At 67.5% G+C, this 26,141-nt stretch carries 27 protein-coding genes and 1 tRNA gene; 20 read left to right on the top strand and 8 right to left on the bottom strand.

The genetic code is table 11. The annotated features are described in order from the left end of the window. Positions 1-376 precede the first annotated feature (376 nt). Both FDO69_RS43030 and FDO69_RS12905 read right to left on the bottom strand, forming a co-directional pair. Positions 377-676 carry an endonuclease VII domain-containing protein gene (locus FDO69_RS43030; RefSeq protein WP_420878503.1) on the bottom strand — a complete coding sequence of 100 codons (300 nt, stop codon included), beginning with the start codon at positions 674-676 and terminating at the stop codon, positions 377-379. A 658-nt stretch (positions 677-1,334) separates the two neighbouring features. After that, on the bottom strand, positions 1,335-2,564 hold the full coding sequence (locus tag FDO69_RS12905; RefSeq protein WP_159030609.1) for a pentapeptide repeat-containing protein: 1,230 nt from the start codon (positions 2,562-2,564) through the stop codon (positions 1,335-1,337). Positions 2,565-2,973: 409 nt separating this feature from the next. Between FDO69_RS12905 and FDO69_RS12900 the strand changes: the two genes are divergently transcribed. After that, entirely contained in the window at positions 2,974-3,354 is a 381-nt protein-coding gene (locus FDO69_RS12900) for a hypothetical protein (RefSeq protein ID WP_234387915.1), read from the top strand. Positions 3,355-4,627: 1,273 nt separating this feature from the next. Beyond that, positions 4,628-5,146 (top strand): hypothetical protein, encoded by a 519-nt coding sequence (locus tag FDO69_RS12895; protein ID WP_104779919.1) that lies wholly within the window; start codon positions 4,628-4,630, stop codon positions 5,144-5,146. Positions 5,147-5,444: 298 nt separating this feature from the next. Here FDO69_RS12895 and FDO69_RS12890 read toward each other — a convergent pair whose 3' ends face one another. Continuing rightward, positions 5,445-6,335: a hypothetical protein gene (locus FDO69_RS12890; protein ID WP_104779918.1), complete on the bottom strand. Its 891-nt coding sequence runs from the start codon at positions 6,333-6,335 to the stop codon at positions 5,445-5,447. Positions 6,336-6,984: 649 nt separating this feature from the next. On the opposite strand from FDO69_RS12890, the gene FDO69_RS12880 reads away from it, so the two are divergent. Continuing rightward, positions 6,985-7,779, top strand: coding sequence for a GntR family transcriptional regulator (locus tag FDO69_RS12880; RefSeq protein ID WP_104779916.1), 795 nt, complete (start codon positions 6,985-6,987; stop codon positions 7,777-7,779). Here FDO69_RS12880 and FDO69_RS12875 read toward each other — a convergent pair. Next, entirely contained in the window at positions 7,763-8,803 is a 1,041-nt protein-coding gene (locus FDO69_RS12875) for an NsdA family TPR-like regulatory protein (protein WP_170320873.1), read from the bottom strand. The two genes, FDO69_RS12880 and FDO69_RS12875, sit on opposite strands and share 17 nt — an antisense overlap. A gap of 429 nt (positions 8,804-9,232) precedes the next feature. On the opposite strand from FDO69_RS12875, the gene FDO69_RS12870 reads away from it, so the two are divergent. The 12 genes from FDO69_RS12870 (at position 9,233) to FDO69_RS12815 (ending at position 16,771) form a co-directional block, all read left to right on the top strand. Next, positions 9,233-9,586 carry an SCO3933 family regulatory protein gene (locus FDO69_RS12870; protein WP_104779914.1) on the top strand — a complete coding sequence of 118 codons (354 nt, stop codon included), beginning with the start codon at positions 9,233-9,235 and terminating at the stop codon, positions 9,584-9,586. A 2-nt stretch (positions 9,587-9,588) separates the two neighbouring features. After that, positions 9,589-10,944, top strand: a complete 1,356-nt coding sequence (locus FDO69_RS12865) for an FtsK/SpoIIIE domain-containing protein (RefSeq protein ID WP_104779913.1) — start codon at positions 9,589-9,591, stop codon at positions 10,942-10,944. Positions 10,945-11,026: 82 nt separating this feature from the next. Next, complete coding sequence (locus FDO69_RS12860; RefSeq protein WP_104779912.1) at positions 11,027-11,692, top strand: DUF2637 domain-containing protein; 666 nt, start codon at positions 11,027-11,029, stop codon at positions 11,690-11,692. Between the two features lie 18 nt (positions 11,693-11,710). Then, on the top strand, positions 11,711-11,905 hold the full coding sequence (locus tag FDO69_RS12855; protein WP_104779911.1) for a hypothetical protein: 195 nt from the start codon (positions 11,711-11,713) through the stop codon (positions 11,903-11,905). 1 nt (position 11,906) lies between these two features. Beyond that, positions 11,907-12,098 carry a mobile element transfer protein gene (locus FDO69_RS12850; protein WP_030894994.1) on the top strand — a complete coding sequence of 64 codons (192 nt, stop codon included), beginning with the start codon at positions 11,907-11,909 and terminating at the stop codon, positions 12,096-12,098. 13 nt (positions 12,099-12,111) lie between these two features. Next, entirely contained in the window at positions 12,112-12,267 is a 156-nt protein-coding gene (locus tag FDO69_RS12845; RefSeq protein WP_104779910.1) for a hypothetical protein, read from the top strand. 27 nt (positions 12,268-12,294) lie between these two features. Next, on the top strand, positions 12,295-12,618 hold the full coding sequence (locus FDO69_RS12840) for a SpdD-like protein (RefSeq protein ID WP_104779909.1): 324 nt from the start codon (positions 12,295-12,297) through the stop codon (positions 12,616-12,618). An 89-nt stretch (positions 12,619-12,707) separates the two neighbouring features. Next, a complete protein-coding gene (locus tag FDO69_RS12835; protein WP_104779908.1) occupies positions 12,708-12,893 on the top strand; it encodes a hypothetical protein in 186 nt (61 codons plus the stop codon). Further along, the gene (gene repSA / locus FDO69_RS12830) at positions 12,886-14,259 is read left to right on the top strand and encodes a replication initiator protein RepSA (RefSeq protein WP_104779907.1); all 1,374 of its coding nucleotides are present in this window, start codon (positions 12,886-12,888) and stop codon (positions 14,257-14,259) included. Before FDO69_RS12835 ends, repSA begins: the two co-directional genes overlap by 8 nt. Positions 14,260-14,261: 2 nt before the next feature. After that, a complete protein-coding gene (locus FDO69_RS12825; RefSeq protein ID WP_031108990.1) occupies positions 14,262-14,459 on the top strand; it encodes a helix-turn-helix transcriptional regulator in 198 nt (65 codons plus the stop codon). Beyond that, positions 14,459-15,739 (top strand): tyrosine-type recombinase/integrase, encoded by a 1,281-nt coding sequence (locus FDO69_RS12820; RefSeq protein WP_104779906.1) that lies wholly within the window; start codon positions 14,459-14,461, stop codon positions 15,737-15,739. Before FDO69_RS12825 ends, FDO69_RS12820 begins: the two co-directional genes overlap by 1 nt. 630 nt (positions 15,740-16,369) lie before the next feature. Then, positions 16,370-16,771 carry a DUF4234 domain-containing protein gene (locus FDO69_RS12815; protein ID WP_104779905.1) on the top strand — a complete coding sequence of 134 codons (402 nt, stop codon included), beginning with the start codon at positions 16,370-16,372 and terminating at the stop codon, positions 16,769-16,771. Positions 16,772-16,827: 56 nt separating this feature from the next. Here the strand turns inward: FDO69_RS12815 and FDO69_RS12810 are convergent, their stop codons facing one another. The 4 genes from FDO69_RS12810 to FDO69_RS12795 form a co-directional block, all read right to left on the bottom strand. After that, a complete protein-coding gene (locus tag FDO69_RS12810) occupies positions 16,828-18,237 on the bottom strand; it encodes a Cys-Gln thioester bond-forming surface protein (protein WP_104779904.1) in 1,410 nt (469 codons plus the stop codon). A 274-nt stretch (positions 18,238-18,511) separates the two neighbouring features. Next, positions 18,512-18,991: a single-stranded DNA-binding protein gene (locus tag FDO69_RS12805; protein ID WP_104779903.1), complete on the bottom strand. Its 480-nt coding sequence runs from the start codon at positions 18,989-18,991 to the stop codon at positions 18,512-18,514. Between the two features lie 442 nt (positions 18,992-19,433). Next, positions 19,434-21,254, bottom strand: coding sequence for a YfjP family GTPase (locus tag FDO69_RS12800; protein ID WP_104779902.1), 1,821 nt, complete (start codon positions 21,252-21,254; stop codon positions 19,434-19,436). Between the two features lie 3 nt (positions 21,255-21,257). Beyond that, positions 21,258-22,865 (bottom strand): dynamin family protein, encoded by a 1,608-nt coding sequence (locus FDO69_RS12795; RefSeq protein WP_104779901.1) that lies wholly within the window; start codon positions 22,863-22,865, stop codon positions 21,258-21,260. Positions 22,866-23,186: 321 nt separating this feature from the next. Here FDO69_RS12795 and FDO69_RS12790 point away from each other — a divergent pair. The 5 genes from FDO69_RS12790 to FDO69_RS12770 all read left to right on the top strand — a co-directional run bounded on the left by FDO69_RS12790 (position 23,187) and on the right by FDO69_RS12770 (position 25,814). After that, a tRNA-Arg gene (locus FDO69_RS12790) sits at positions 23,187-23,259 on the top strand. Between the two features lie 199 nt (positions 23,260-23,458). Continuing rightward, positions 23,459-23,728 carry a prevent-host-death protein gene (locus FDO69_RS12785; RefSeq protein ID WP_167526574.1) on the top strand — a complete coding sequence of 90 codons (270 nt, stop codon included), beginning with the start codon at positions 23,459-23,461 and terminating at the stop codon, positions 23,726-23,728. Further along, complete coding sequence (locus FDO69_RS12780; protein WP_104779899.1) at positions 23,718-24,176, top strand: type II toxin-antitoxin system VapC family toxin; 459 nt, start codon at positions 23,718-23,720, stop codon at positions 24,174-24,176. The genes FDO69_RS12785 and FDO69_RS12780 overlap by 11 nt, the downstream gene beginning before the upstream one ends. A gap of 96 nt (positions 24,177-24,272) precedes the next feature. After that, the gene (locus FDO69_RS41600; RefSeq protein WP_199838284.1) at positions 24,273-24,689 is read left to right on the top strand and encodes a hypothetical protein; all 417 of its coding nucleotides are present in this window, start codon (positions 24,273-24,275) and stop codon (positions 24,687-24,689) included. Between the two features lie 165 nt (positions 24,690-24,854). After that, the gene (locus FDO69_RS12770) at positions 24,855-25,814 is read left to right on the top strand and encodes a D-2-hydroxyacid dehydrogenase family protein (RefSeq protein ID WP_104779898.1); all 960 of its coding nucleotides are present in this window, start codon (positions 24,855-24,857) and stop codon (positions 25,812-25,814) included. Positions 25,815-26,141 lie beyond the last annotated feature (327 nt).

The following is a 26,141-nucleotide window of genomic DNA, read 5'->3' as shown; positions in this document are numbered from 1 at the left end:
CTCCCTGTTCTCGTCCGGCGTGCACCCGGCACGCCCGCGGTGAGGGCCGGGCTTGGTGACCACCGCTTTGGCTCAGTTGGCTGGTAGTCCAAGCCCCCACCGCTGATGCCGGCTATCGCGGCACAGGGCTGGCCATCCCACACCGTCGCCCTCCAAGCGAGGAACCCACGACGTGGAAGCAGTAGCACAACGTCTCGCACCGCCGTGTTGTGCGCGCGTCGAGCACGACTTCGCGCAGCGAAGACCTGGAAGATCCTTCGCCACTGCGGGTCTTTGTGATCACGAAAGAGAGGCCCTGGCATGTGTGCCAAGACCTCTCCTGCCCTGTCCTCGTCCAATACGGGGTCGCCGCGTAGACAAGACCCTGAATCGGTCATCAATGCTGCGGTCGGTGGCTAAGAAGGTAGTTGATCCCTGCCTTCAGTATCTCGGGGTCATCCTGGGCATAGCCCAGCATTCCATTGCAGGGCTGGCATAGGATGCCGCGTACGCATTTGCCGCACGAGCGCCCGCCCTGAGGGCAGCACGAGTGGTCGTGGTCGATAGATAGCTCTCTGCCGCTAGCGCAGATGTCCTTCCGGCATATCGCGCAGGCTCCACCCTGTGCCTCCAGTAGTTCCGCGAACTGTTGGTAGGTAATGCCGTATCGCCAGCAGATGACGCAGCGGTTACACATGGACCGGAGGCCGTCGTCTCCTGGTGTCTGCTTCGCCCGCTTGTGGAACTCGGTCGGGAGGAGCCAACGAAGGCACTTGCTGCATACTCGCTCGCCGCGCTCGTTGTAGCGCTCGGTCATAGGGATCATGCGGCTCTTCACCTGCGGGGGCGTAAACATCGAAACGCCCTTCGCTTTTCTCTGCAAGTGTAGATTGCAGAGGTCCTTCGCTCTAGCACGGTTAGTGCATCCCTTGATGGCACAGAGAGGCATGCGCTCAGCGCGGTCTTTCTCGTAACACCCACTGCATAGGCCGCGGGCCTTAACGGGCCGGCCGCAACCGTTAGAACACTTTGGCTTTGACTCTGTCGTCACATCCATGATCGTACTTGAACCCTTTTTCAAGGCTATTGAACTCTGAATCCGGCTCCTTCGCCCAGGTCCCGCCTGTTGGCGGCTGCATGCTCGGATGGCGGGGCGCATGAGACTGCCTGTCTCGCCTTCGGGCAGTTCGGCACCGTGAAGCCAACCCCTATGAGCAAGAGGCAACAGGTAAAGGGCTGCAACATCCCGGGGGCAGCCCTGTCCAGGGTCGGGCAGGTGGAGTACTGGCGCCCCCAACCTCCTGGGCGCGCCGGACAGTCCGACGCGTCGGACAGCAGGGGGCTTCAGGCAATGCTTAGCTTCGCACCGAGCGACGCAGCCACCGCCATCGCGTCCGCTGGGTCAGCCGCAGGGACGGCGGGGCTGGCGGAGGCCAGGGAGCCACGACCTTCTCTGGCGTATGTGTGTCCTCAAAGGAGAGTCGACCACCCTTTATCTCGGCCTCCGTGAGAGAGACATCCCCAGAAACAAAGTATGCGTCGTTAAACAGGACAGACGTTCCGGTTAGGCTTACGTCAAAACGGACGGATGATCCGCAGAAGTCTGCACCTATAAAGCTCAGGAATCCTCCTCGCAACTCTGCTGCCGAGAACCAAACATCACCTCCTGCGAATTTCGCTCCAAGCCAAACTGGACCTCCGAAGTTGAGCTCCCCTTCATCCTCAATGATGCAACTTCCGAACGTTACTCGGCTGCCGCCGAAGAATGCTGCGCCAAAGCTGACTTCACCTCCTCTAAATTCGGCAAAAGTGAAAGATATGATGCCGCTCATGAATTGGGCGCCAGTGAACAGGACCTGTGCTCCATTGAAAATTGCAGGCGGATCTTCGCCACTTCCAAAGTTCACGGTTGCGCCACTGAAACGAGCGTGATCGAAGGACACGGTTCCGTCGATGAACTGGCAGCCCGAAAAATCAACATCTCCTGATGTGAAGTGAGATCCGGAAAACGACCCGCCGTCGAATGTTGCGCCACTGAAGTCCAGGTCGAACCCACACCATGCCGTCTCCTCTCCCGGGTCCTGCAAGTGCTCTGCGATCACTTTGATGGCCGTGAATCGCACTTCCCGCTCGCCGGGTCGCGCTTCCCTCGGGTTGTAGGGCATGCGTATATAGGCACACAGTAGGCGGCAAATGGTCTCGCGCTGACTGCTGTCATCATCGGCCAATTTCGAGAGAGAGTATATTCCGGCGAGTCTGACTGCTGCGCTTTCGTGCCCAAGCTGCTCGGCGGCGGCTTGGTAGCGAGACCCTAGACTCTCGTAATCTTCCCGGTGGCTTGCGGCTTCTTCTATCTTCTGCTTCCGATATGCGTAGACAATCGCAAAGACTCCAGCCAGGAGTCCTGCTGCGGTCACAGTGCTTCTTGTTAGGTCGAAGAGTCTATCTTTTGGGAGAGATGCACTTTTCTGGGGCCAAAAGCCAATGTGTGCCCCCGTCAGTTCGGCTAGTCCGACGAAAATTGCCCAAGCCGCCACCGCTGCCGTTGCGAAGGAAAGGAGCAGGGTCAGAGGAAAGCTGGGCATGCGTGGAGTATGTCTTCCTGCGTCCCGCCTCATTGCTCTTCTTCTGGGGCGCTGAACTTTCCTCAGCTTTTGACGAAGGGGTAGCTGCATAAGCGAGAATCTTACCGAGAACGGGTCGAGGACCGGGCAACTTTGCCTACTCTTCGGCGTGGAGCCCAGCTCGGACAGGTGGGACAGCTGCGGAACCCTCTGTCCCACACATTTGGGCAGGTCAGCGTAGGCACTGGGACAGTCGGACAGGGCGGACACCTTTGTCCACCACCTGACCCGGACACTTCGTCCGGGTCCCGCGCTGTCGGGTGCCTCAGGCTCATCCCGATGGACGGGGATGACCATCTATCCGGCATAGCGAGCAGCTCGGTACCGTGAAGCGGGCCCAAGAACCAGGAGGCTCGGACAGACCGTCCTTATGGAAGACGAGCGCCAACAGGACGACGTCCCCGCCGTACGCGACGCCCTCATGACCCCCCGTCGCCTCTCGCGTCTGCTCTTCGGCCCCGAGGCTGAGACTCAGCTGCCGACATCCACCCCGGTGGCCGTACGGGTGGAGCAGGCATGGAACGACTACCAGGGCGGACGGCTCGGCAGTGTCATCGCCGCTCTTCCTGCGCTGCTTCAGACTGCCCAGGAGTTGGAGGATCGCGCGGCGCGTCGCGGCGACGACCGTAGCGATTGCTGGGCAGTCATCCACCGCCGTTACGCAGGCGTCATCGACGACAGCGAGACGGAGAACAACAAGAAGATCGAGAAGGCGATGGGATGGGGGAACGTGCTGGGCAAGGGCGCCTAGGCGTTATCCTCGTCGAGTACCCTCTTCGGGGATTGTCGATTCAGCCGCTGCCAGCGCAAACCGGAAGCGTCGGTAAACCGAAATACGCACTCTAGCGTGGCGTTTCCTGGGTAGCCTTGGGAGAATTCCTGAAGCTGAATCATTGTGTTCTCCCCTTCTGGAACCCAGGTATGGAGAGAGAACGGCACTTCATCGCCTCCTGAGAGAACAGTGGTTAGGATACAAGGCGGCGACCCTCCTTGAGATTCGGCGGAGACCGTTTCTGCGTGGAGCCGTGTGTTGGTTAATCTTGGTGCCCGAGGTTTTGGATCCATCCCGACCACCGATCGGACCTCAACGTCAAAGACGGGTCCTGTGCTTTGGTTTTGGATAGTCAGCTGGTTACCATAGCTCCCTTTAGAGAGAACAACGAGTCTGGCCTGCCCAGCCTCTGCGTCCCGCCGCTCTGCGTCCCGTCGCCGGCCATCCCGCACTGCAACCCAGAGGGCGACACTTGTCGCTCCTACTGTCGCCACGCTGCCGACGATGCGAGTTGTTGCATCCAATGGATCCATCAGTACCTCGATTGCCTGTTCTACATGGGTACTTCGTCCTAAAAGTCGAGTATGTGGTGTGTGATCTGTGTCGGGCGCGCCGAGATCACTGACGAGTGAGGTGACTGGTGACTACGGCAGTGCAGCAGCGGCGTACGGCAACCACAACAACCGTCCCCGTCTAGCAGCAGCTGGCGGAGACGGAGTAGCACTCTGTGTGGCCTTCACTGACCGATCTCTGTAGAGCTACAGATCAGAAGCTTCCCGAGGCGCATCCAAGGGGAAGCCATTGGGAACCCATGTCGCTGGAGGCGCCTGGCCTACACGCTCCTCACACGTGATCGGTGCGCAACAACCAGAAAGAGCGGGAGACAGTGAGACTGTCTCCCGCTCTTTCGCGTCGGCATCTGCCCTGGTCAGCGCTTGGTTTCTGCTGATCCTGGGCGTGTGCCCCCGGCAGGATTCGAACCTGCGCACACGGCTCTGGAGATCGTCTGCCCCACCGGTGTCTCTGCTGCTCAGAGCTTCACTTATGGGCACGAGGGCCGTCCTCGTCCACGGATAGGCCGCGCGATGCCAAGGTGTGAGACGGTCGGCTGCACGACGGCATGCGGCCGGCACTTCCGGGCTCGTGCGACGTAGTCCATCGCAGAGCCTGGCGCAGCGAGCGACCACCGTGTGCCGCCCGACTGGACTAGCGCGGCTCGCCGAGTGACTTGAACTTGAGGAAGCTCGGACCTATGACCTACAAAGCTGACGTGTTCAGAGTCTTCATCGCCTCACCGAGCGATGTGAAAGAACGGGACCTGATTCGGGAGATTCTGGCAGAGTGGAATGCCAATAGGGCGTCTGAGAAGAGGCCTTTGGTTTTTCAGCCTGTCGGCTGGGAAACCCATACTTTCCCGGACCTGCGATTCCCTGGACAGTATCAGATCGACCAAAAGCTGGTGGATAAGTCCGACCTCTGTATTGCTCTTTTCTGGATGAAGATTGGTGGATCGCTGCATGGCGGGGCATCCGGAACGGTCCACGAAATTGAAAGGTTCCGTAGTGCCGGTAAGCGCGTCATGACTTACTTCTGTAAGCGCAGGATGAGTCAGACGGATGTGCGAGCCTACAGGGATGACATCGAGTCATTGGATGAGTTTCGGAGAGCCCTGCAAGGGATCGGCAGGATCGACGGGTACGACACTCGCGGGGAGTTGAAAAACAAGCTGCTTTCAGCACTAGATGACGTTGCTGACGAGCAACTGCCCTGAGGTGGCTGCGGTCAATGCAGTATGGGAAAGTCAAGCTCACGGCGCGCCGCCCAATAGTGGGGACGGCGCGCCGTGTCAGATGCAGGCTTTGAGGTCTGGCCTCATCCTTAACAGATCGATCATGGGGGACTGTTCACCTACGTGGACCCCCAGCAGACCTTCGGTCGTCGGTCGTCAAGGTTCGCCCCTGGGCGCCATGGTTCACAGCTGTTGGTGTCCGTTGATGTCAGACATCAGTGGACTGCTTGACTTCCCCCGTGACTACGAGTAGCGCCAGGTAAGACCCATCTCGTCCATGTCAGGCATCGCGGGGGCTCATGAAGGTTGAGATGTCTGAACTCGGGGTGCAGGGGGTCGCCAAGCGCCGTGCCATCTCCTCCTCCGAGATGGGCTGGCGCTCAGGCGGTTCGTAGTTCGGGTCTTCCCACTCACAGTGCGTGCAGACTCCGGCCATGACCATGTACGACCCACAAGCCTCGCAGCGAGTTGCTGCTTGCCCGAGTCGCAGGCGGGCCTCCGTGAACATCACGAGCAGGTGCTCAACGGCCTTAAGACCGATCTCGGCGTCGATACGGACCGCGTTCTTGGCATGGGTCAGCCAGTTGACGTACTCCCACGTCTCAGTTGCGATCTTCTTCAAGTAGGACCGCAGCTTGGCCGCAGATGCTCCTTCAGCAAGGCGATTGGCCAGCAGTTCGGTCCACGACCGGAAATCAGCGTTCTTCGGCCGTTCCTTCCCGTCCGGCACCAGATCGTCTGAGCTTGTCTCCCCAACGAACGAGACTAGGCACTCCCGGAGGCGGACTCCCACAGCCTGAAAGTCCTCAGCCTCGTCGCCACCGTCGTAAGCAGTGAAGGCTTGCTCCCAACGACGCCAGGAACCGGGGAGGAGATCGGCCGCTTCGGGAGTGAAGGGCACGTCGCGTTCCTGGAGGTACGTCATGCGAATCATCAGGCCGACGTGAAACGTGAGAACGACGTCGCGACTCCTGAAGTCTCGCTGGTCGTACAGCTTGGTCGCGTTCGTGACAACCCACCACCGGCTGTCTTCACAGTGCACATCCCAGATGTCGTGGCGAGCAGGCCCAACCATCTCGCTCGCGACCTTCTCCAGGTGCACAACCGTTTCGCGTGCCTGGTCCTCCACGTACAGCCGGATGTCCTGCTTTTCTTGTTCGGTCGCCTGCACGGAACCCCCAATCCTTCGTGCGACCAGCCTAGTTCGTGTTTGACCTTAAAGCAGTCGATATAGCGCACAACTGGCGTGAGGCAGCTCCCCTCAGCCCACCGCTCTCCCCAGCTCCCATCCCGTACGCCGTCGACCCACACACCGTGGAGCAGGCGTGGTTCATGGCGTCCAGGTGGAGCGCGCCACTGTACGAACGACCTGGACGCCATGGGCCGCGTCTGCTCGGCTCTGCCTGGGTCGATGGCGTACGGGATGGGAGCCTCCCGCGCATGCCACTACGGACCCGCAGTCGGGAACGGCGCCCCCTCCATCCCGGTGCCGGCCGATCCCCCGCCGGAGGCACTGCTCTAACCCGCGGGCGTTGTGTGCGGTGATCGACTCATGGCTTCCGGCCCTATCCACGTGTGGGCGCGCGTCGGCGCAGCCCGGGCGGAGCGGGCCGAAGGCAGGAGCGGCGCCCGGAGCGGAGCCGGGAAGCGCGCCCGGCGGAGCGGAGCGCAGCCGGGGCTTGATGAACGTAGGGAAACTCTTACCGCGCTGGACTGATCAGTACTGATCATGGGCTCTGACGCTCACCTACTCACGTGAGTAGGTCCCGGCTACAGTTGTGCTGGCCGACATAGCAGGACGACAGGAGCGTGCTCGCCGGATGGGACCGAAGTCGGAGCGGGTCTACCGCACGATTCGTGAGTGGATCGCTGAGGGCAGGTACTCGCCGGGTTCCAAGCTTCCGTCCGAGCGGACCCTGTCGGAGGACCTGGAGATCGGCCGTACCGCTCTGCGTCAAGTGCTGGCGAAGCTGGTCGCTGAGGGCGTCGTCGAGGTGCACGGTCGTAGCTCGTACCGAGTGCCGGATCGATCCGTGACCACGGAAGCGCCGGCGGATGTCGAGCCATGGCAGATCCACGGTGAGCGGACGCTATATGACAACCGATGGGTGAAGCTGAGCCTCGTCGACGTCGAGCCGCCCGGCGTCGACCGCTTCGAGCACCATGTGGTCAAGCTTCACCATGTGGCCATCGCTGCCGTCATCGACGACCAAGACCGCGTGCTCATGATGTGGCGGTACCGCTTCGTCCCTGATGCCTTCGGCTGGGAGCTGCCGGGCGGCATCGTCGACCAAGGGGAAGACCCTCTTCAGACTGCACTGCGTGAGGTCGAGGAAGAGACCGGGTGGCGGCCGAACGCCCTGGAGCACGTGGTCACTTACCAGCCCATGGTAGGCATGGTCGACTCGCCTCACGACATCTTCGTCGGTGAGGGAGCGAAGCTCGTTGGGGAGCCGACCGATCTGGAAGAGGCGGGGCATATCGCGTGGGTTCCGCTGTCTGACATTCCGGGCCTGATGGCTCGTGGTGAGCTGATGGGGTCCGGCACATTGGTCGCCCTTCTCCATGTGCTCGCATCACGAGGGTCCGGCGCGTCGCCTACAACCGCTGCGTGAGCTGCTCTATCCGGCGCCTGTGACGTACTGACTTGGTCCGGCTCGCCATGAGACGGGCTTGCCGCAGGTGCTTTCTGACTTGGTCGTGCTCTCCGCGGGCAAGGTGGGCTTGGGCCAAGTCGCAGTGGAGTCCTGCCGATGCTCGGACGAACGTGGGGTCGGTCGTCTCCAGTGCGGCATACAGGTTGTCCACCGCCTCGCCATCGCCGATCAGGGCGAGTGCATTCCCGCGCCACCTGGTGAGGTGGCCTTCGTTCAAGAAGATGCTCAGCATGTCCGGATCACGGGCTTCATCTCCTGAGGGCAGATGGCGCATCGCAAGCTCAAGAGCCCGTCGACAATCCTCCTGGAGCCCAGCTCGGGCGCAGATCTCCGCTTCGGCTGCGTGGAGCCATGCTCTGAGCCGCGGAGACATGCCCTGTCCTCCGAGACGCTGCGCTTCTCGAACCAGATGCACCGCCATTTCGGGGCGTCCGGCGTCGCAGAGCACGTATGCCTGCTCGGCGGTGGCGTGGGCGAGGTACATGGGTTCCTCGGCCTCCTGGGCGGCGCGCTTCCCCAGCTCGTAGTGACGCCAGGCTCGTTCGACGGCTCCCACATCAAGGGCCTGCCAGGCCGCGAGCGTTGCCGCGCCGGTCAGCGCCAGGGCAACGGGGCGTCGAGTCTCCGGGAGCACGGCGAAGGTGAGGGCGTCCTCCAGCCGCGTCAGGTGGGCGGTCATCTGGTCGACCAGGCTTGCGGCGCCCATCTGGCGGTCGATGGTCCGGAGCAGTTCAGTCTGGTCCATGAACGTCTTCACCATGGTCAGGCTGACGTTCCGCGCCTCGTCGATCCGGTCTATCAGCTCGTCGTACCCGTCTGCCGTGGTGGGTGCCGGCGGTTGCGCTCCGCCTCCGAGTTCGGCGTCAGTGATGCCGAGAAGGGCCCGGAGGATCTTGGCGTAGTAGCTGGAGATCGTTCGTCGACCGTTCTCCCATTCCGAGACGTACACTCGCAAACTCGCGGTTGAGGCGACGGTGAGCATGTGCTGACGCGCATGGCGCTCGATCTCCCGCACCAGATGCTCTTGCGACCAGGTCCGTGCCGTGCGTGCTGCCTTGAGTCCACTCATGCGCTACTGCCGTTCCTCCTGGGGTTGTTGAGTCGTAACAGCAGGATGCCTCACATCAGCGCAGGTAGGGAGGGGTTAACCGGTCGGGTGTTAACCCCTGTTGTCTACCGGGACGTTGCCTGGCGCGCTTTCCTGGAACCGTCGCAGTCAGGCGAGTTGAGGAGCCGGGCCCGCGACAGCGCTTGACATCTGGTGCGCACCAGATGCAACCTTCTGGTGCGCACCAGTTGGTGGCGCGAAGCACTCCGCGGCTTTGCTGCGGCATTCCATCCACATTCACAGGAGCGGCGACCCACCGCCAAGCAAGTACGCCGCTCCCGCCCCTCTCAAGGGAGTTCCATCATGCGTCAGATCCCCGTAGACACGTCCACCGCGACCGTGATGGTCGCCAAGGCTCCGCAGCCCAAGGTGCGGGACCGCCGTACCGGCGAGATCGCCATTGACGCCGACGGCGTCAAGCTGATGACCGTGGACGTGATGTTCGCGGCCAACGACGAGGTCGAGATCCTTTCCGTCGCCGTCCCGGAGCCCGGTATCTCCAGTGACCTGGCCATGGGCACGCCGGTGGCCCTGACAGGGCTGATCGCGCGGCCGTGGGAGAACGAGTTCAACGGGCAGAAGCGGCACGGCATCGCCTTCCGCGCCGTCGCCGTCACCTCGCTGGCCGCTGCCGGTTCGGCATCTGAAGCGGCCTGATCATGACCTGGTTCATGGTCGCTGTGGTTGTGGTCGTCGCCGCTGCGGGTCTTCTGCGGTGGCGGCGCCCCGCCTGGTACTGGCTGACCTTCGGGGTCGTGCTCGCCACGGTGCGGGTGCTGGTCCGCTACGGCTCGGTCATGGAGGCGTGCGGGCTGACGGTTCCGCCGTCGCGCTGGCGGCTGGCGCTGGCCCGTGTGGCCAACCGGCCGGTGCCGGAGTCCCGCCCGCCGCGCATCTTGCGTCTGCGCCCGACCCGGACCGGTCTCGTCCTGCGGCTCAAGCTCCGGCCCGGACAGGACGCCTTCGACGTGGCGGCCTCTACGGACCGGTTGCGGCACTCCTTCGGGATGTACGGCGTGACCTCACGAGAGGTGCGCTCCGGTGTCGTTGAGGTGCAGATGACCGGCTATGACGTGCTCAAGCAGGTCCAGATGCCCGCCAAGACCGACACCCGTCCGATGCGGGTTCCGGTCGCGCTGCGGGAGGACGGCTCGGTGCACTACCGCGACTACCGCGCCGTTCCCCACGGCCTGACCCTCGGGGCCACTGAGTCCGGCAAGTCCGTCTACCAGCGCAACCTGGTCGCCGGACTCGCCCCGATGGACGTCGCCCTGGTCGGCATCGACTGCAAGCAAGGCGTCGAACTGTTCCCGCTCGCGCGCCGGTTCTCCGCGCTGGCCGACAATCCCGACACTGCCCTGGAACTGCTGGAAGCTCTGGTGTCCCACATGGAGGAGGTCTACCAACTCATCCGGGCCGAGCAGCGCATCAGTGTCGCGGTGCCGGATGCGGAGATAGCCGCCGACATCTGGGACCTGCCCGACGACATCCGCCCCGTCCCGGTCGTGATCCTGGTCGACGAGGTCGCCGAACTCGCCCTCTTCGCCAGCAAGGACGAGGAGAAGCGCCGGGACCGGATCATCACCGCGCTGGTCCGCCTCGCCCAGCTCGGCCGCGCGGCCGGGATCTATCTGGAGATCTGCGGGCAGCGCTTCGGGTCCGAACTCGGCAAGGGCATCACCATGCTCCGTGCCCAGCTCACTGGCCGCACTGCCCACCGCGTCAACGACGAGACCTCGGCGAATATGGCCTTCGGTGACATCTCTCCGGATGCCGTCCTGGCCGCTATCCAGATACCCGCCGAAACGCGCGGGGTGGCCATAGCCGGTGACTCGACCGGTGGCTGGCACCGCATCCGCGCCCCGCAAACCTCGCTGCGCCAGGCCGTGAACACCTGCAACAAGTACGCCGACCGCACCCCCGACGTGCCCGCCCTGGCGCCCTACCGGCCCGCAGTTGCCGCGCTGCCCTCGGCCCGGGTGCCGCTGTCCAAGACAGCCCCCGCCACCGCCTGATCCACCCGTCATCTCCGGTCGGCGTGACCGCTTCGCGCCAGGTCCCTACCCCTCCCATGCCACATCACCAGAAGGAGCCGTGATGACTCGCCCCGCTCTCCGCGTCGACGCCGTCCTGGTCCAGGCCGTCATCGCCGGGGCGCTGTCCTTCGCCCACCTCCACGACCTCGCCGCCGCTGCCGGACAGGACGGCTGGAAAGCCTGGGCCTACCCGATCAGCGTCGACCTGCTCCTGGTCGCCTCCTGGCGCCGACTCCGCTCGGACGGCCCCTCACGGCTGGCCTGGTGCTGGTTCGTGATCGCCCTGGTCGCCTCGCTGGGTGCGAACGTCGCCACCGCCGGACTCCTCGACCTCGACCACGTCCCGGCCTGGCTGCGCATCCTCGTCGCCGCCTGGCCCGCCCTGGCCTTCATGGGCGGCACCCTCCTCGCCCACTCCACCACCGACCCGGTGCCGGATCCGCCGGCACCCGCAGCCCCGATCCCCGAGCCGAACCCCGAGCCGGTTACCGAGACCGAACCGGAGCCCGTGCCTGAGCCGGTCCCGGCGGTCGACGACATTCCGGTCCTCCCGGCTCCCGAGCCCGCCCCGGCCTCGCCGGTCCCGGCCGCGCTGGTCGACCACGCCCGCAAGGTCGCCGACGACCACCGCACCCGTACCGGCTCGCCAATCGACACCGACACCCTGCGCGCCCGCCTCGGCGTCCCGCCCCACCTGGCCGACGCCATCGCCGCCCAACTCGCCTGACATCGACGGGAGACAGCCATGACCAGTGACCCGGCCGACCTGACCGCCGCCGACCACCTCGACGCCGCCCACGAGATGGCCGCCGCAAACCGGCCCCTCCTCGCCCACCTGCTCGCCGAGGAAGCCGCCCGCCGCACCACCGACCCGACCACCGCCGCCGGTATCCGCGCCACCTTCCCCGACCCGGCCCTGACCCGAGAGGAAACCGACTGACATGCCCGCCCGCGACCACTTCCACTCCGTGATGCGCATCGGCCCCGTGCAGATCGGCACCCACCGCGACCGCCACGGCCAGACCAAGTACGCCGCCGTGTGCACCGCCGACCGCTGCGGCTGGTCCTCCGACTACGGAAGCCAGTCCGCCGCCCAGCTCGCCGCCCGCACCCACCGCTGCCGCGTCCGCTAGGAGGCCCCCCGCCATGGAAGTACCGCTCTGGCTCGCGCTGCTCGTCGTCGGCTACCTCGGCGTCAAGCTCATCCGCCCGCCGGCCTGGCTCATCGCCGTCCTGCTGCTCGGCGGCTTCCTCCTCGCCGACAGCGTCCTCGCCCCCGCCATCGACACCTTCATCAAGTAACCGCCTGCCCAGAAGGGAGAACTGCCGATGTTCCGCCCGAAGATCCCGACCATGCCCACACCCACTGGCCACGTCACCCCGCCTGCCGTGGTTGAGCCGACCACCATCGTCCGGGCCGCCCAGACCCCGCCGCCCGCTGCCGTGGCCCCGGCTCCGGCGCATGCACGGCCGACGGTGCAGCTCACCCCCGGCACCGCGCTCGCCCTCGTCGGCGGCGGCACCGCCGTGGTCCTGGTCGTCGGCGCCGTCCTGGTCTCCATGCTCCTGGCGGTCGCCATCACCGGCGCCTCGGTCGCCGTCTGCGCCGTCGTCCTGCGCTCGCTGCTCGCCTCGGAGACGAAGCGACGCTGACCGGCACCCGGAGCGGCCTCAACCGCCAAGTCTCGTCCGCTCCGGGCGCCGTCCCTGTCCGATCCAACGAACCGGAAGGAACCCCCAGCATGACGCACCGCACCACACCGACAGCCCGCATCTGCCCGAACTGCGACGGCTTCGCCACCGCCGCCATCACCACCGGCGGCCGCGACCAGCACGGCCACCTGCTCACCATCACCGTCGACTGCCGGGCCTGCAACGGCCTGGGCACCGTCCCCGCCCGCCGCGTCCGGGAGGGCGCCCGTGCCTGACACGCTGCTCGACCCGACCACCCTCGGCGACCTGCTGAGGGTGGCCTCGGCCTCCGACTACCACCGCTGGCACGAGCAGATCCGCCGCACCGGCGGCTGCGCCGACCCCATCCACCTCACCGGCTGGACCCTTCACAAGGACAAGACCACCGGCGAGACCCTGCACCACTATTCCACCGCGAACGAGCCGGGCGGACGCCTCCGCCTTGCCTGCGGCAACCGCCGTGCCTCCCGCTGCCCCTCCTGCGCCTGGACCTACGCGGGCGACACCTATCACCTGATCCGCGCGGGCCTGGCCGGGGACGACCGACGCGACATTCCCGCCACCGTCCGGGATCATCCGAGGGTCTTCGCCACCCTCACCGCGCCCTCCTTCGGCCCGGTGCACAACCGTCCCGACCGGGGAGTCTGCCGCTGCGGCACCCGCCATGGCGCTGACGACCCCGCCCTCGGCACCGCGCTGGACCCGGTCACGTATGACTACGCGGGCGCTGTGCTGTTCAACAACCACTCCGGGCAGCTCTGGCAGCGCTTCACCAACCGGCTCCGCCGCGAGATCGCCGCCCGCGCTGGCATCACCCAGCGCGAGTTGAAGGAGTGCGCCCGGCTCTCCTACGGCAAGGTCGCCGAGTTCCAAAAGCGCGGCGCCCTGCACTTCCACGCCGTGATTCGCATCGACGGCCCCGACGGACCGGACACCGCGCCGCCGTCCTGGGCGACGGTCGACCTCCTCGCCGACGCGATCCGAGCAGCTGCCGCGCACTCCTACACCTCGGTCTCGGTCCCGGCCGCTGAGGACCAACCGGCCCGTACCTTCCGCTGGGGTCGACAGCTCGACGTCCGGCCCGTGAAGGCCTTCGGCGATGGCTCCGACATCACTGAACAGGCCGTCGCCTCCTACGTTGCCAAGTACGCCACCAAGGCCGCCGAGAACACCGGCACTCTCGACCGCCGCATCGGCGAACTCGCCGAGCTGGACCGTCACCAGGTCCCGGACCACACTCGCCGCCTCATCGAGGCCTGCAAGCAGCTCGACCCGCTCTACCCGGACCGGCGTCTGTGGGCCTGGGCTCACATGCTCGGCTTCCGGGGCCACTTCTCCTCCAAGTCCCGTCGCTACTCGACCACCCTCGGCGCCCTCCGGCAGGCCCGCGCCGACTACCGCGCCGCCCAGGAACACGCCGCCCTCGGCCTGGAGGACCGCGAGCCGGACACCGTCCTGGTCCTGGCCGACTGGCAGTACGCCGGGCACGGCCACACCCCCGGCGAATCCGCCCTCGCCGCCACCATCGCCCGCGACCTCCAACTCAACCGGGAAACCGCCCGCGAAGCCCTACGCGACCAACTCATCGAAGAGGAGTGGTGACCATGGCCTCAGAGCTGCCGAACCGCTTCCTGACGCCTGAGGACCTGGTCGAGATGTTCGAGCTGCCCAGCGTCGAGACCGTCTACCAGTGGCGCCGTAAGCGCACCGGTCCCCGCGGCTTCCGAGTCGGCCGGCATCTCCGCTTCGACCCGGATGACGTGCGGGCCTGGGTGGACTCCCAGCTCGGGGAGGCTGCCTGATGGCCGGGCACATCCAGGACCGTTGGTACCGGACCGAGGTGGGCGCGGACGGCAAGACTCGCAAGGTCAAGACCGACCGTCACGGCAACGGCATGCGCTACCGCGCCCGCTACATCGGCCCGGACGGCACAGAGAAGTCGAAGAGCTTCCCGGACAAGCAGAAGCGCTTGGCGGACACCTGGCTGACCAACGTAGAAGCCGACATGGCCCGGGGGCAGTACATCGACCCGAGGGCCGCTCGCACCACCTTCCGCGAGTACGCCGACCGTTGGCTGGCCGCCCTCACGACCGATCTGACCAGTAGGGCTGCCGTGGAAGGCAGGCTCCGCCTTCACGCCCTGCCCTACCTTGGAACCCGCCCCATCGGTTCCTTCCAGCCCGAGCACATCCGCGACTGGAACCGCCAGCTCGAAGACGTCGTAGCGTCCGCCCAGTACCGGCGCCTCATCTTCGACGCTGTCTCCTCGGTGCTGAACGCGGCCGTGGATGATCGTCTCCTGGCCTCCAATCCCTGCCGTGCTCGATCGGTCAAGGCTCCCCGTCCCGTGCCGTCACGTGTTCATCCGTGGACTGCGCAACAGGTCTTCGGCGTACGCTCGGGCCTCCCCGAGCGCTACCGGGCCATGGTCGACCTCGGTGCCGGGTGCGGCCTGCGACAGGGTGAGATCTTCGGCCTGGCCGTCGACAACATCGGAGACCTCGGCTGGCTATACGTCCGCCAGCAGGTCAAGAAGGTTCGCGGCACGCTGGTCTTCGCCCCGCCCAAGCGCGGCAAGCTGCGTGACGTCCCCCTCGACCCGGAGGTGCGGGCCGCGCTCCGTGAGCACATGGCGGCCTCCCCTCCCGTCGACGTCACCTTGCCCTGGCTGACCCCGACCGGCCCCAAGGTCACGCACCGGCTCCTCTTCACGAGCGGCATCGGCGCTGCCATCTGGAGCCAGGCGTTCAACGACCAGGCATGGAAACCCGCGCTCGCAACCGCCGGCATCATCCCGGCCCCTGAGAAAGGCGAGCGCTACGCCGCCGCCCGCGAACACGGCATGCACGCCCTGCGGCACTTCTACGCCTCGGTCCTCCTGGACGCCGGGGAGAGCATCAAGGCCTTGAGCCTCTACCTCGGCCACAGCGATCCGGGCTTCACCCTCCGCGTCTACACGCACCTGATGCCGTCCAGTGAGACCCGCACCCGGAAAGCCATCTCCGCGATGTACCGGGCATCCGGTCACGCTCATGACGGCCCACAGACGCCCGACGGCCCAGAGACGGCCCAGGCTGCCTGACACGGCCCCTCATCGGCGAGAAAACCGCTGGTGAGGGGGACTTTCATGCCCTCTCGCGGTAAGTAACACCCCATCTTGCCGTACCGCCAGCCCTGGGCGGAAACGCGTTACCTGCCGGCTCGCTGACCTGGGGGTTAGTGGTGGGCGGCGGTAGCTCGGCGGTCACCGTCGGCCGTCGTCGAGCGCCCTCGGGGAGCCTCGGACGGCCCAGGGGCGGGCTCTACGCCACCGCATCGCCCGCAAAGGGGCATCGAGTCCTCCCGGCGGCTGGGCCGCCACCGCCGGGTCGTCGAGAGGCCCGCGTTCCGGCTCACCGGCTGCCGACGCCTCCACCACCGCTACGAGCGCGAGGCCGAACACGTCATGCCGATGACCTTCGCCGGCACAGCCGCAGCCCGCATCAGCCACCGCCACCTCACCAACTGAAACGACGTCTGCCGCGGTCCACGCCCCCCGGGCCGGCGCTGCTGCACCACGTCGAACCAGCCGCCGGTCGGCATGGCGACCTCTCAGCGCTTGCAGCCTGGGCCGACGGCGTCATGACGAGCCGACCTGCGTCTCAGGGCCTTCGACCTCACCACGCGCGCCCCACTGCCGACCGTGATGAACTGGACATATGGGAGGTGTGCCATGTCAGGTAGCGCCGGTAAGACCCGCAACATATTTCTCGTCTGGCTGATCTGGCCGCTGATCACACTGGGGATCTACCACCTGGTCTGGTACTACAAAATCAATCGCGAAGCCCGGGACTTCGATCAGCGGATCGAGGTCAATCCGGCCGTGTCGGTCGTGGCTCTCGCTCTCGGCTGGGTGCTGATCGTTCCCCCCTTCATCTCGGTCTACAACACCGGTGTGCGCATAGCCCGCATGCAGCGCTCCGCCGGGCTGGAGCAGGAGTGCAACCCCTGGATCGGCCTCATCCTGTTCATCGTGGCCGGCCTGTATCCGCTCTACTACCAGCACGAGTTGAACCAGATCTGGGCTCACTACCAGGTCCCGGCCGAGGGCGAGCAGGTACCTCTCGTCGCCTGACTTGCAGCGGGGCCCGGCAACGGCCCCCCTGGGGGATCGAACGGCGTTCGCCCGGGTCACTCCCCCGCCGTCTGCTCCCTGCGTCGCAGCACGATCAGCGTCGCCCCGCCGATCAGGACGAAGCCGATGGCCACGCCGGCGATCAGGGGCGTGATGTCCGAGCCGCCCGTCTCGGCGAGGTTGGTGTCGGTCGCCGCGCCGCCCACCGTCGCCGGTACCGGTTCGCTCAGGGTCTGGGTGGTCGTGCCGGTGTCACTGCCACGGGTCTGGCAGTCCAGCATGCCGGTGAAGCGCTTCTCGAAACCACCGGGGCCATGGATCGTGAAGTCGTAGGCCTGGTCCTCCTGGAGCGGGACCGTCACCGTGCGGGACTCGCCCGCGGCGATGGTGTGCTGCAGCCCGGCCAGGTCGAAGGTGAACGGCTCGTCGCCCTTGTTGGACGCGATGATGTCGACGCCGCCCTCGGCGCAGTTCTTCGCCGCCGACAGCGCCGGGGCCGGGCCCTGCTTCGCCCACGTCGCCCTGGCCGTCGCGGACACCGTCGACTCGCTGGAACCGGCCAGGATCTGCGTCTGGCTACGGCTCTCGGAGGCGAAGGCCCGTCCGACCGGCACGGTGGTCGAGGCCTGCACGGTCAGTTCCGACGTGCCCGCCGCCGCGTCCTTGGGCACGTCGAAGTACACCTGCCCGCCGTCGGACGTCGAGGTGACGTCCTTGCCCTGCTTGTCGACGACCCGCACCCCGCTCGTGGCGGCGTCGGCGGGCGGCGTGACCGTCGCGCTGCCGGCGTTGGTGCGCACCGTCACGGGTCCGAGCAGCTCCCCCGGCCGGCCCGAGACCGCGGGCGGTTCGAGGGTGAGCGAGGCACGGGGCTCGGGCAGGATGCGGGCGCTCTTCTGCAGGTAGTCCGCGAGCTGCTCGGCCTGCGGGTCGAGGGCGTCGACGGCCACGTCGTCCGAGTAGCGCCAGATCGCGACCTGCGTGCCGGCCGCCGCGTCCTGCTCGGTCAGCGCGCCCCGCACGCCCGCCTTGCGTGCCAGCGTCGCGAGGTCGTTCACCTGGGGGTAGGAGTTCTGCAGGATCCAACGGATCCTGCCGGCATCCTTGTTGGCCCCCAGGGACGTGCCGCTCCAGGACGTCTCGTGGTACTCGGCGTCCCGCTGCGTGGGGTTGTGGAGGTCGACGCAGTACGTCTGCAGCATGCCGCCGCCGTCGACGGACATCTCGAACAGGCCCGCCGAGATCTCCTGGTCACCGGCACCGGCGTGTATGACTGCCGCGCCGAACGTCTTGAGGCCGCCTATCGTCGCGGTCGCCCCGCCCTGACTCTGCGTCGTATCGTCGGCGGCCGCCCGGCCGGCACCGGCCAGCCCGCCCGCGGCGACAAGTCCGGACACCACCGTCGCGGTGGCGAGGCGGGCCGCGCCTCGCCTGCGTACGAACAGCTCAGAGAACGAAGCAAACACCAAATTCCCCTTCGAGCAGGACCTGTTGACGTGGGGGGACGGTCCCACCTGCAGAATCAGAAGCCTCACCGGACACAAAAGTCCCGAGAGCCATGTCCGGCATCCTAGGGACGCGGGAGACCTCGCCCGCCGGTCAGACGGTCGGACGAGTGATCCGAATCGGAATCGTTATCGCCAACACTCCAGGCGAGCAGGGCTTATCGACAAATCGTTCCTGGTCGTTCGGTGCGCACTCGCCGATAAGCCATAGTTCGGGCCGACTTACTGTGTGACGTCACGTCAAAACAGCTGTGGCTGACCTTGATTGCGCGCGAGCGGCCGCCTCTTCTTCCGAACCTTCCTGCGATGTCTCCCAGTTGGGCTCGGGCTGCGCCTGCGAGGGGGCGGCGGCCTCCGTCTTGCCCGCGCGCCTGAAGGCCGCAGTGCCCCACGCCAGATCGTGACCGATCGCCACCGCGTCGATGTCCGCCGACGTCCAGCTCTGCCCCTCGCGCACGTCGGTGCGCACCTTCAGCCTGCCCTGCACGATCACGGGCTCGCCGACCGTCAACGACGCCGCCGTGTTCGTGGCCAGCTGGCGGTTGGCCCACACTGTGAAGAAGTTGGTGTGCCCGTCGGTCCACGTGTTCTTCTCGCGGTCCCAGTAGCGCGCGGTCACCGCCAGCCGGAACCTCGCCGACGGGCCGGACGCCATCTCCCGGTACACCGGCTGCGTCGCCACCCTGCCCACCGCGCAGACCATCGTCTCGTTCATCGCGAACCCTCCCTCGCCCGGACTACGGCTACGCACCGGGCCGACACGCGTACGGGCCGGTCCCGTACGGCTGCGTCTGCCAGACTGCCCCCGCCGGGCCGAGCCCGCTGAGCGCTGTGGACCACCGCCGGCCTGTGGACAACGCCACCACCCGCAGGGGTGAGGTTGGGGTGGGCGCCGGAGGAGCGACGGCAACACCGGCGGCCCGTCACAGCCGCCATCCCCGAAGCCGCCACTCCCCCGGCACCTCACCGGCCCACCGGGCGCCTCACCGGCCCACCGGACACCTCACCAGCCCGCCGGACACCTCACCGGTCTGTTCGGCGCCGCACACCACTTCGCCCGTGCCTGACCGCCCACCCGGCGCAGCTCATCGCCCCACTCGGCGCTTCCCACCTGGCCTGCGTCTCATCACGCCCCCCGGCGCCTCACCACCGCAGCGTCACCGTCCCGCTCCCACCACCCTCCCGTACTGCTCCCTGACCTCCCGGTAGCGCAGCAGCTCCGCCGCCACCGGGTCCAGCACCCGGGCCCTGCCGCATCCGGACGCCGCCTCCCGCAACCGGCGTTCCGCCTCCAGGCCGTAGCGCCGGGCCGGGCCCCGGGCCGCCATCCGGCAGCTCCACTCGATGAGCGGTCCGCCGACGATGCCGATCACCATCAGCAGCACCGGCACCCCGAGGTTGGGCGACACGACCCCGATGATCTGGCCCAGCAGCCACAGTCCGCCCAGGAACTGCAGGATCGTCATGGACGCCTGGACCAGTACGGCCACCGGCCACCACCCGGGCCGCGGCGGCCGGCCCGTCGGCACCCCCGCACGCACGGTCAGCTCGTCCAGCGCCTCCGGCAGCCCCTGCGAGCCTCGCACGGCCGCCTCGCGCACCGCCTGTGCCCAGGGCGCGGGCAGCCCGGCCGACGCCCGGTCGGCCACCGTCCGCACCGCCTGCTCGACCCGCTGACGGGCGGTCGCCTCCTCGTCGGCCTGCGTACGCCCGGGGAGCCGCCCCGTGGTGGGCTCGCCGCGGTCCTGGTACCAGCGCCACAGCCGCAGCCAGGGCGTACCGCAGGCCCGGTTGGCGTTGCGCAGCCACGCCCGCTCGGCCGCCTCGCCCGCCGCCGTGGCGCCCACCGCGTCCGCGAGCCGGTCGGAGAACTCCTCCCGGGCCTGTTCGCTGAGCCCGGTCCGCCGCTGGGTGGCGTAGACGGGCCACAGCCGGGCCGCGGCGATGTCCACATCGGCCGAGATGCGACGGTTCGCCGCCCCGCGCTCCGAGACGAACTGCCCGAGGCTTTCGCGCAGTTCGCCCACGCCGTCCCCGGTGAGTGCGGACAGCGCGAGCACGGTCGTGCCCGGTTCGCCGTACTCCCCGAGGGCGATGCCGTCCTCGTCGAGGAGCCGCCGCAGATCGTCGAGGACCTGTTCGGCGGCTTCCCCGGGCAGCCGGTCGATCTGGTTGAGGACCACGAACATGACCTCGGCGTGGGCCGCCATGGGCCGCAGATAGCGCTCGTGGAGGACGGCGTCGGCGTACTTCTCCGGGTCGACGACCCAGATGACCGCGTCGACGAGCGCCAGGATGCGGTCCACGTGCTGACGGTGCTGTACGGCGGCGGAGTCGTGGTCGGGCAGGTCGATCAGGACGAGTCCGCGCAGCGGCGACTCGCCGTCCCCGGTCGGCAGCGGCCGGCGGCGCAGCCGGGGCGGGATGCCGAGCCGTTCGATGAGGCCGGCGCCCCCGTCACTCCAACTGCACGCGATGGGCGCCGCGGTGGTGGGACGGCGGACGCCCGTCTCCGAGATGGTCACCCCCGCGAGCGCGTTGAACAGCTGCGACTTGCCGCTGCCGGTGGCGCCCGCGATGGCGACGACGGTGTGCTGCCCGGAGAGCCTGCGCCGCGCGGACGCCTCGTCGAGCACCCGGCCGGCCTGTGACAGCGTCCGGCTGTCGAGCCGGGTACGGGAGAGCCCCACCAGTTGGCGCAGCGCCTCCAGCCGGGAGCGCAGCGACCCCTCGTACACCAGTGGGGTCACCGTCGGCGGGGCGGCGGAGCGGCTGTCCGTCATGGGGAACCGGTCTCCTTCGGCTGTCTCGTTGACCCGGCGCGCGATGAGCCCGTCGTCCCAGGTTTCCGCGGAGTCGGTGCGCTTCGCGCGTTCGTCGTCCGGGGCACCCCGGCCGGCGGTGCCTGCCGCCTTGCGGGCGTCGTCGTCCGGCTGGTCGGTGTGCTCGGTGGGGTCCTGGTCAGTGACGGCGGTCACCGGTCACCTCTCCTTCTGCAGTACGGACAGCGCGGCGATGAGTTCGGCCTGTGGCTCGGGGTGGACGTCCAGCGCGTCGAGCGGGGCGAGCCGGCGCTCGCGTTCGGCGTGCAGGACGCGGTCCACGTGCTCGGCGAGCAGCCGCCCGGCCCGGTCGCGCAGCCGCAGCGCGCCATGGGCGCCGATCCGCTCGGCGAGCCCCTCCCCGGCCATCCGGCCCCGGCGTCCGCCCAGCAGGGAGGTGGCGACCAGGGCGGCGACCAGTTCGGGGTCGGGCGCGAGGTTGCGGTCGAGTTCGCGCACCTCGTCCTCGGCGTGCTCCTCCAGCTCCCGCCGCCATCGCCGTACGGCCAGCCCGATGCGTTGCTCGGTGCTGTCCGCATCGGCATCGCGTGCGGCGAGTTCCGGGGCGGCGGACGCCGGTTCGCGCCGCCAGGCGTCGTCGACGCGCTCGTCGGCGGCGGTGACGGCGCACAGCAGCAGCGCGCTGAGGCTCTCCACGAGCGCGTCGAGCAGTTCGGCGGCGGTGCAGTCCAGGGGGAAGGCGCGCCACCGCTTGAGCGCGTCCCCGGCGAGGACCGCCCCGCTCTGCAACCGGCCCCGCACGCGCGTGTGCTCACTGTCGTACGCCCCCTCGACGGCGGAGGTGAGCCGCAGTGCGGCGGCGTACTGCGCGGCGGCGGCACCGGCCAGCTCGGGCATGCGGGACTTGAGGGAGTCGAGGACGCCGTACGCCGTGCGGGCGAGGACGTGCTGCCGGGCCGCGGGGTCCTGGGCCTGGTGGATCAGCCAAGTGCGCAGCTGGGCGACGGCGGAGGCCGGCAGGAGCCCGCCGCCCCAGGCGGACTCGGGCAGCTCGGGCACGGTGAAGCGCGGCACCTCGCCGAGCCCGGCCTTGGTGAGCAGGGCCCCGTACTGCCGTGACACCTCGTTCACCACCTGGTGGGGCACACGGTCGAGCACGGTCACGAGGGTGACGTCGTACTCCTTGGCGGTGCGCAGCATGTGCCAGGGGACGGCGTCGGCGTAGCGGGCGGCGGTGGTGACCATGACCCAGATGTCGGCGGCGCAGATGAGTTCGGCGGCCAGTACCCGGTTGTCGGCGACGAGGGAGTCGATGTCGGGCGCGTCGAGGAGGGCGAGGCCGGGCGGGAGGGTCTCGGCGGTCTCGACGCGCAGCACGCGCGCGGGGTTCTCGCCGGGGAGCAGCAGGTCTTCGGTGGATTCCTGCTCGGACACCCACACGCGCGTGAGATCGGGCAGCACCCGCATACCGCTGAACCAGTGGTGGTCCTCCGGATGGCAGACCAGTACGGGGGTGCGTGTCGTCGGCCGCAGTACGCCCGCCTCACTGACCCGCCGTCCCACGAGGGAGTTCACCAGGGTCGATTTGCCGGCTCCGGTCGACCCTCCCACGACGGCCAGAAGCGGCGCTTCGGGGTCCCGCAAGCGGGGCACCAAGTAGTCGTCGAGCTGCGCGAGGAGTTCGTCGCGGTTGGCACGCGCGCGTGGGGCCCCCGCCAGGGGCAGCGGGAAGCGTGCGGCGGCGACACGGTCGCGCAGGGCGGAGAGTGCGTCGAGCAGCTGAGGCCGTACGTCCAAGGTCACCACATGTGAAGAATGCCCAATTTTAGGGGAATTCTGAAGCATATGAGCATGTCTGCGCGCCGACGGAACACAAGGGATGGAAGGGACGACTGGGACACAGGCACACTCCAGGCATAACGAGTGCACAACACCCGATGCCTCTGACGCCAAAAGCGGTGCACGATTCGTACCTGCCTGCGATTATAAGGACCGCTTCACCGAACCTCCACATCGAGCCACGGAGGCGAAGCAACAGGGGCAAGGACGCGGGAGCCCTATCCTTGTCCCCGGCAACGTCACGGTTCGGCCCACACCCGGGCACCAGGACAGAGGCCACCACACCCGGCCCCCGTAGCTCAGTGGATAGAGCAGGCGCCTTCTAAGCGCTTGGCCGCAGGTTCGAGTCCTGCCGGGGGCGCCCATAGCCTCTCACCAGCGGAGACGCGTGAGGGGCTCTTTCATGTCCGGCCGCGCGTCGCTCCAAGAGCAAGCGCCCTCACCGACGCGCGATCACGAATGTCGACCGACGTTGTATCGCAGCCCCGGCTCGCGCCGACAGATCCACGCCCGGAGCACCGAGTAGCACCGAGTAGCACACCCTCGCTATCGTGGGCAGCATGCCAGCGCAGCCCGAGATCACTCAGCGCGATCTACGCACTCGCTCCAAAGAGATCATGGACGCTGTCCAGGGAGGGCAGGCGTTCACGGTCACCCGCGACGGGCACCAAGTCGGCGAGCTGGTCCCCCTTCGACGCCGTCGCCGCTTCGTCCCCCGTGCCGAATTCGCGGCCATGTCACGCACCGCGCCCGACATCTCCCTGGATGCCTTCCGTGACGACCAGGACATCGTCGTCGAGCAGGAGTTGGACGACCCGTATGCCCGTTGAGTACGAGCAGGGCCTGCTCGACACCAACATCATGGTCCTCCGCAAATGGATCAATGCCGAGGAACTGCCCGCCGAGATGGCCATCACCGCCATCACCCTCGCTGAACTCTCCGCAGGCCCCCACCAGGTACGTCGCAGCGAAGAGCAGAGCGACTACGACGAACATGCCGAACGGGCTCGCCGCATGGACGTCCTGCAACGCGCCGAGAACGAATTCGACCCCATCCCCTTCGACGTGGAAGCAGCCCGCATGTACGGCAGAATCTGCGCTGCCGTCGTCTCCGCAGGTCGCAAGCCCGGTCGACGTGTGGCCGACCTGATGATCGCAGCCATCGCGGCCGCCGAAGAACTCCCTCTCTTCACCACCAACCCCGATGACTTCAAGGGCCTCGACAACCTGATCACCATCGTGCCGGTCACACGCCCCGAAATCCTCCACGACCGGTAGCACCGCGCCTGCAGGACACCGTCAGGCAGATCATGAGTGCGCCACCCTCCCTTGGACAGGGCTTTTCGCCGGTCGCGCTCGGCATAGGGTCCCCCCATGACGGCGGCGAAGAATGCCCTGAGCGCGCACGAACGGCTCAGCGCGATGCGCGATGTGTACGACCTCCTGGACGAGGTACGACTTCGGCCGGGCATGTGGGTGCGTGACAGGTCGCTGCGGCATCTGGATTCCATGCTGGCCGGATACCGGATCGCCCTTGCCGTGCACGGCGTCGAGGAGCCGTTCGACTTCTGGAGCCCGGGAGGTCAGAGTCCGTTCAGCCTGTGGCTGGAGCGGCGCACGGGTGAACAGACCTCTCTGGGCTGGCCGACTGTGATCGAGCGCAGTGCCGAGGCCGCCGGCCGGCCTCCGATGGAGCTGTTCTTCGAGCTGCTCGACGAGTTCCGCGACGAGTCCCGTGGTCAGTCCCGCGGTGAGTTCCCTGACCAACAGGGCCGGTCCTCGCAGCCCTAGTCCGGATCGAGGCTCACCCCCAACGCTTCGGGACGAAGGGAAGGGGTCGGCGCGAGGCCGTGTCGAGGTTCTGCCACTTTCCGCAGCCCGGGGCACGCGCGATCATGGACCCCGAACGCCGACCCGAAACCGAACCCGGACCCTGCACCGTGAAAGGGGCAAGCCGTGCGGCTGCGCTGCGCTGTACTGGACGACTTCCAGAGGGTGGCGACCGAGGTCGCCGACTGGGCGGTGGTCGCGGACGACGTGGAGGTCGTGTCGTTCGACCGGCACATCGACGGTGAGGACGACCTCGTCGCCGCCCTGGCCGGCTTCGACATCGTCGTGACCCTGCGCGAACGCGTGTCGTTCCCCGGGTCGTTGATCGCCCGGCTGCCCCGGCTGAAACTGATCGTCGCCTCCGGCATGCGGAACTCCGTCATCGACTACGCGGCCGCCGAGGCCCACGGCGTCACGGTGTGCGGCACGGCCAGTTCCTCCACCCCGCCGGTCGAAATGACCTGGGCGCTGCTGCTCGGCCTCGCACGCGGCCTCGTCGAGGAGAGCAACGCCCTGCGCTCCGGCGGCCCCTGGCAGAGCACCGTCGGTGCCGATCTGCACGGCCGGCGTCTCGGGCTGCTCGGCCTGGGGAAGATCGGCAGCCGCGTCGCACGGGTCGGGCTCGCCTTCGGCATGCGGGTCGGGGCCTGGAGCCAGAACCTCACCCGGGAGCGTGCCGACGAGGTCGGCGTCGAACTCGCCCCCTCCAAGGAGGAGCTGCTGGCGGACAGCGACTTCGTGTCGGTCCACCTCGCCCTCGGCGACCGCACCCGCGGCCTGCTCGGCCGGCCCGAACTCGCCCTGCTCAAACCGTCCGCCTACCTCATCAACACCTCACGTGCGGCGATCGTCGACCAGGATGCCCTCCTCGACGCCCTGCACGCGGGCCGTATCGCCGGCGCCGGCGTGGACGTCTTCGACATCGAGCCCCTTCCGGCGGACCACCCGATGCGTACGGCACCCCGCCTCCTCGCCACACCGCACCTCGGCTACGTCTCCCGGGCCAACTACGCGATGTACTACGGGCAGGCGGTCGAGGACATCCGCGCGTTCCTCGCGGGGGCGCCCGTCCGACGGCTGCCCTGAACACGCCCGTCGGGCGCCGCCTGCGAGCGGTAGCGGCCCTCGGCACGCGCAAATGGCCGGGACCCGGTACCGGGTCCCGGCCATCTCTGACCGACGCGTGGACTTACGCAACAGGCGCCGGCGTGAACAAGGGCGCCTCGGCTGCCTCGGACGTCAGGAGTCCTTGCCACCGATGACGACACTGCTGCTGCAGCCCTCACTTGAACAGCTCTGCGCCTGGCTCGCAACGACGTGGATGTTTCCGTCTCCGTCGCGGTATACGGCCTCGTGCACGCAGCGAACATTCCCCTTGCCGTCATCGACGCACTTGCCAGAGCCATTGGACCC

This window comes from Streptomyces tibetensis (assembly GCF_007655005.1).
Lineage (GTDB): Bacteria > Actinomycetota > Actinomycetes > Streptomycetales > Streptomycetaceae > Streptomyces > Streptomyces tibetensis.
This window is presented reverse-complemented; position numbering and strand designations above follow the sequence as displayed.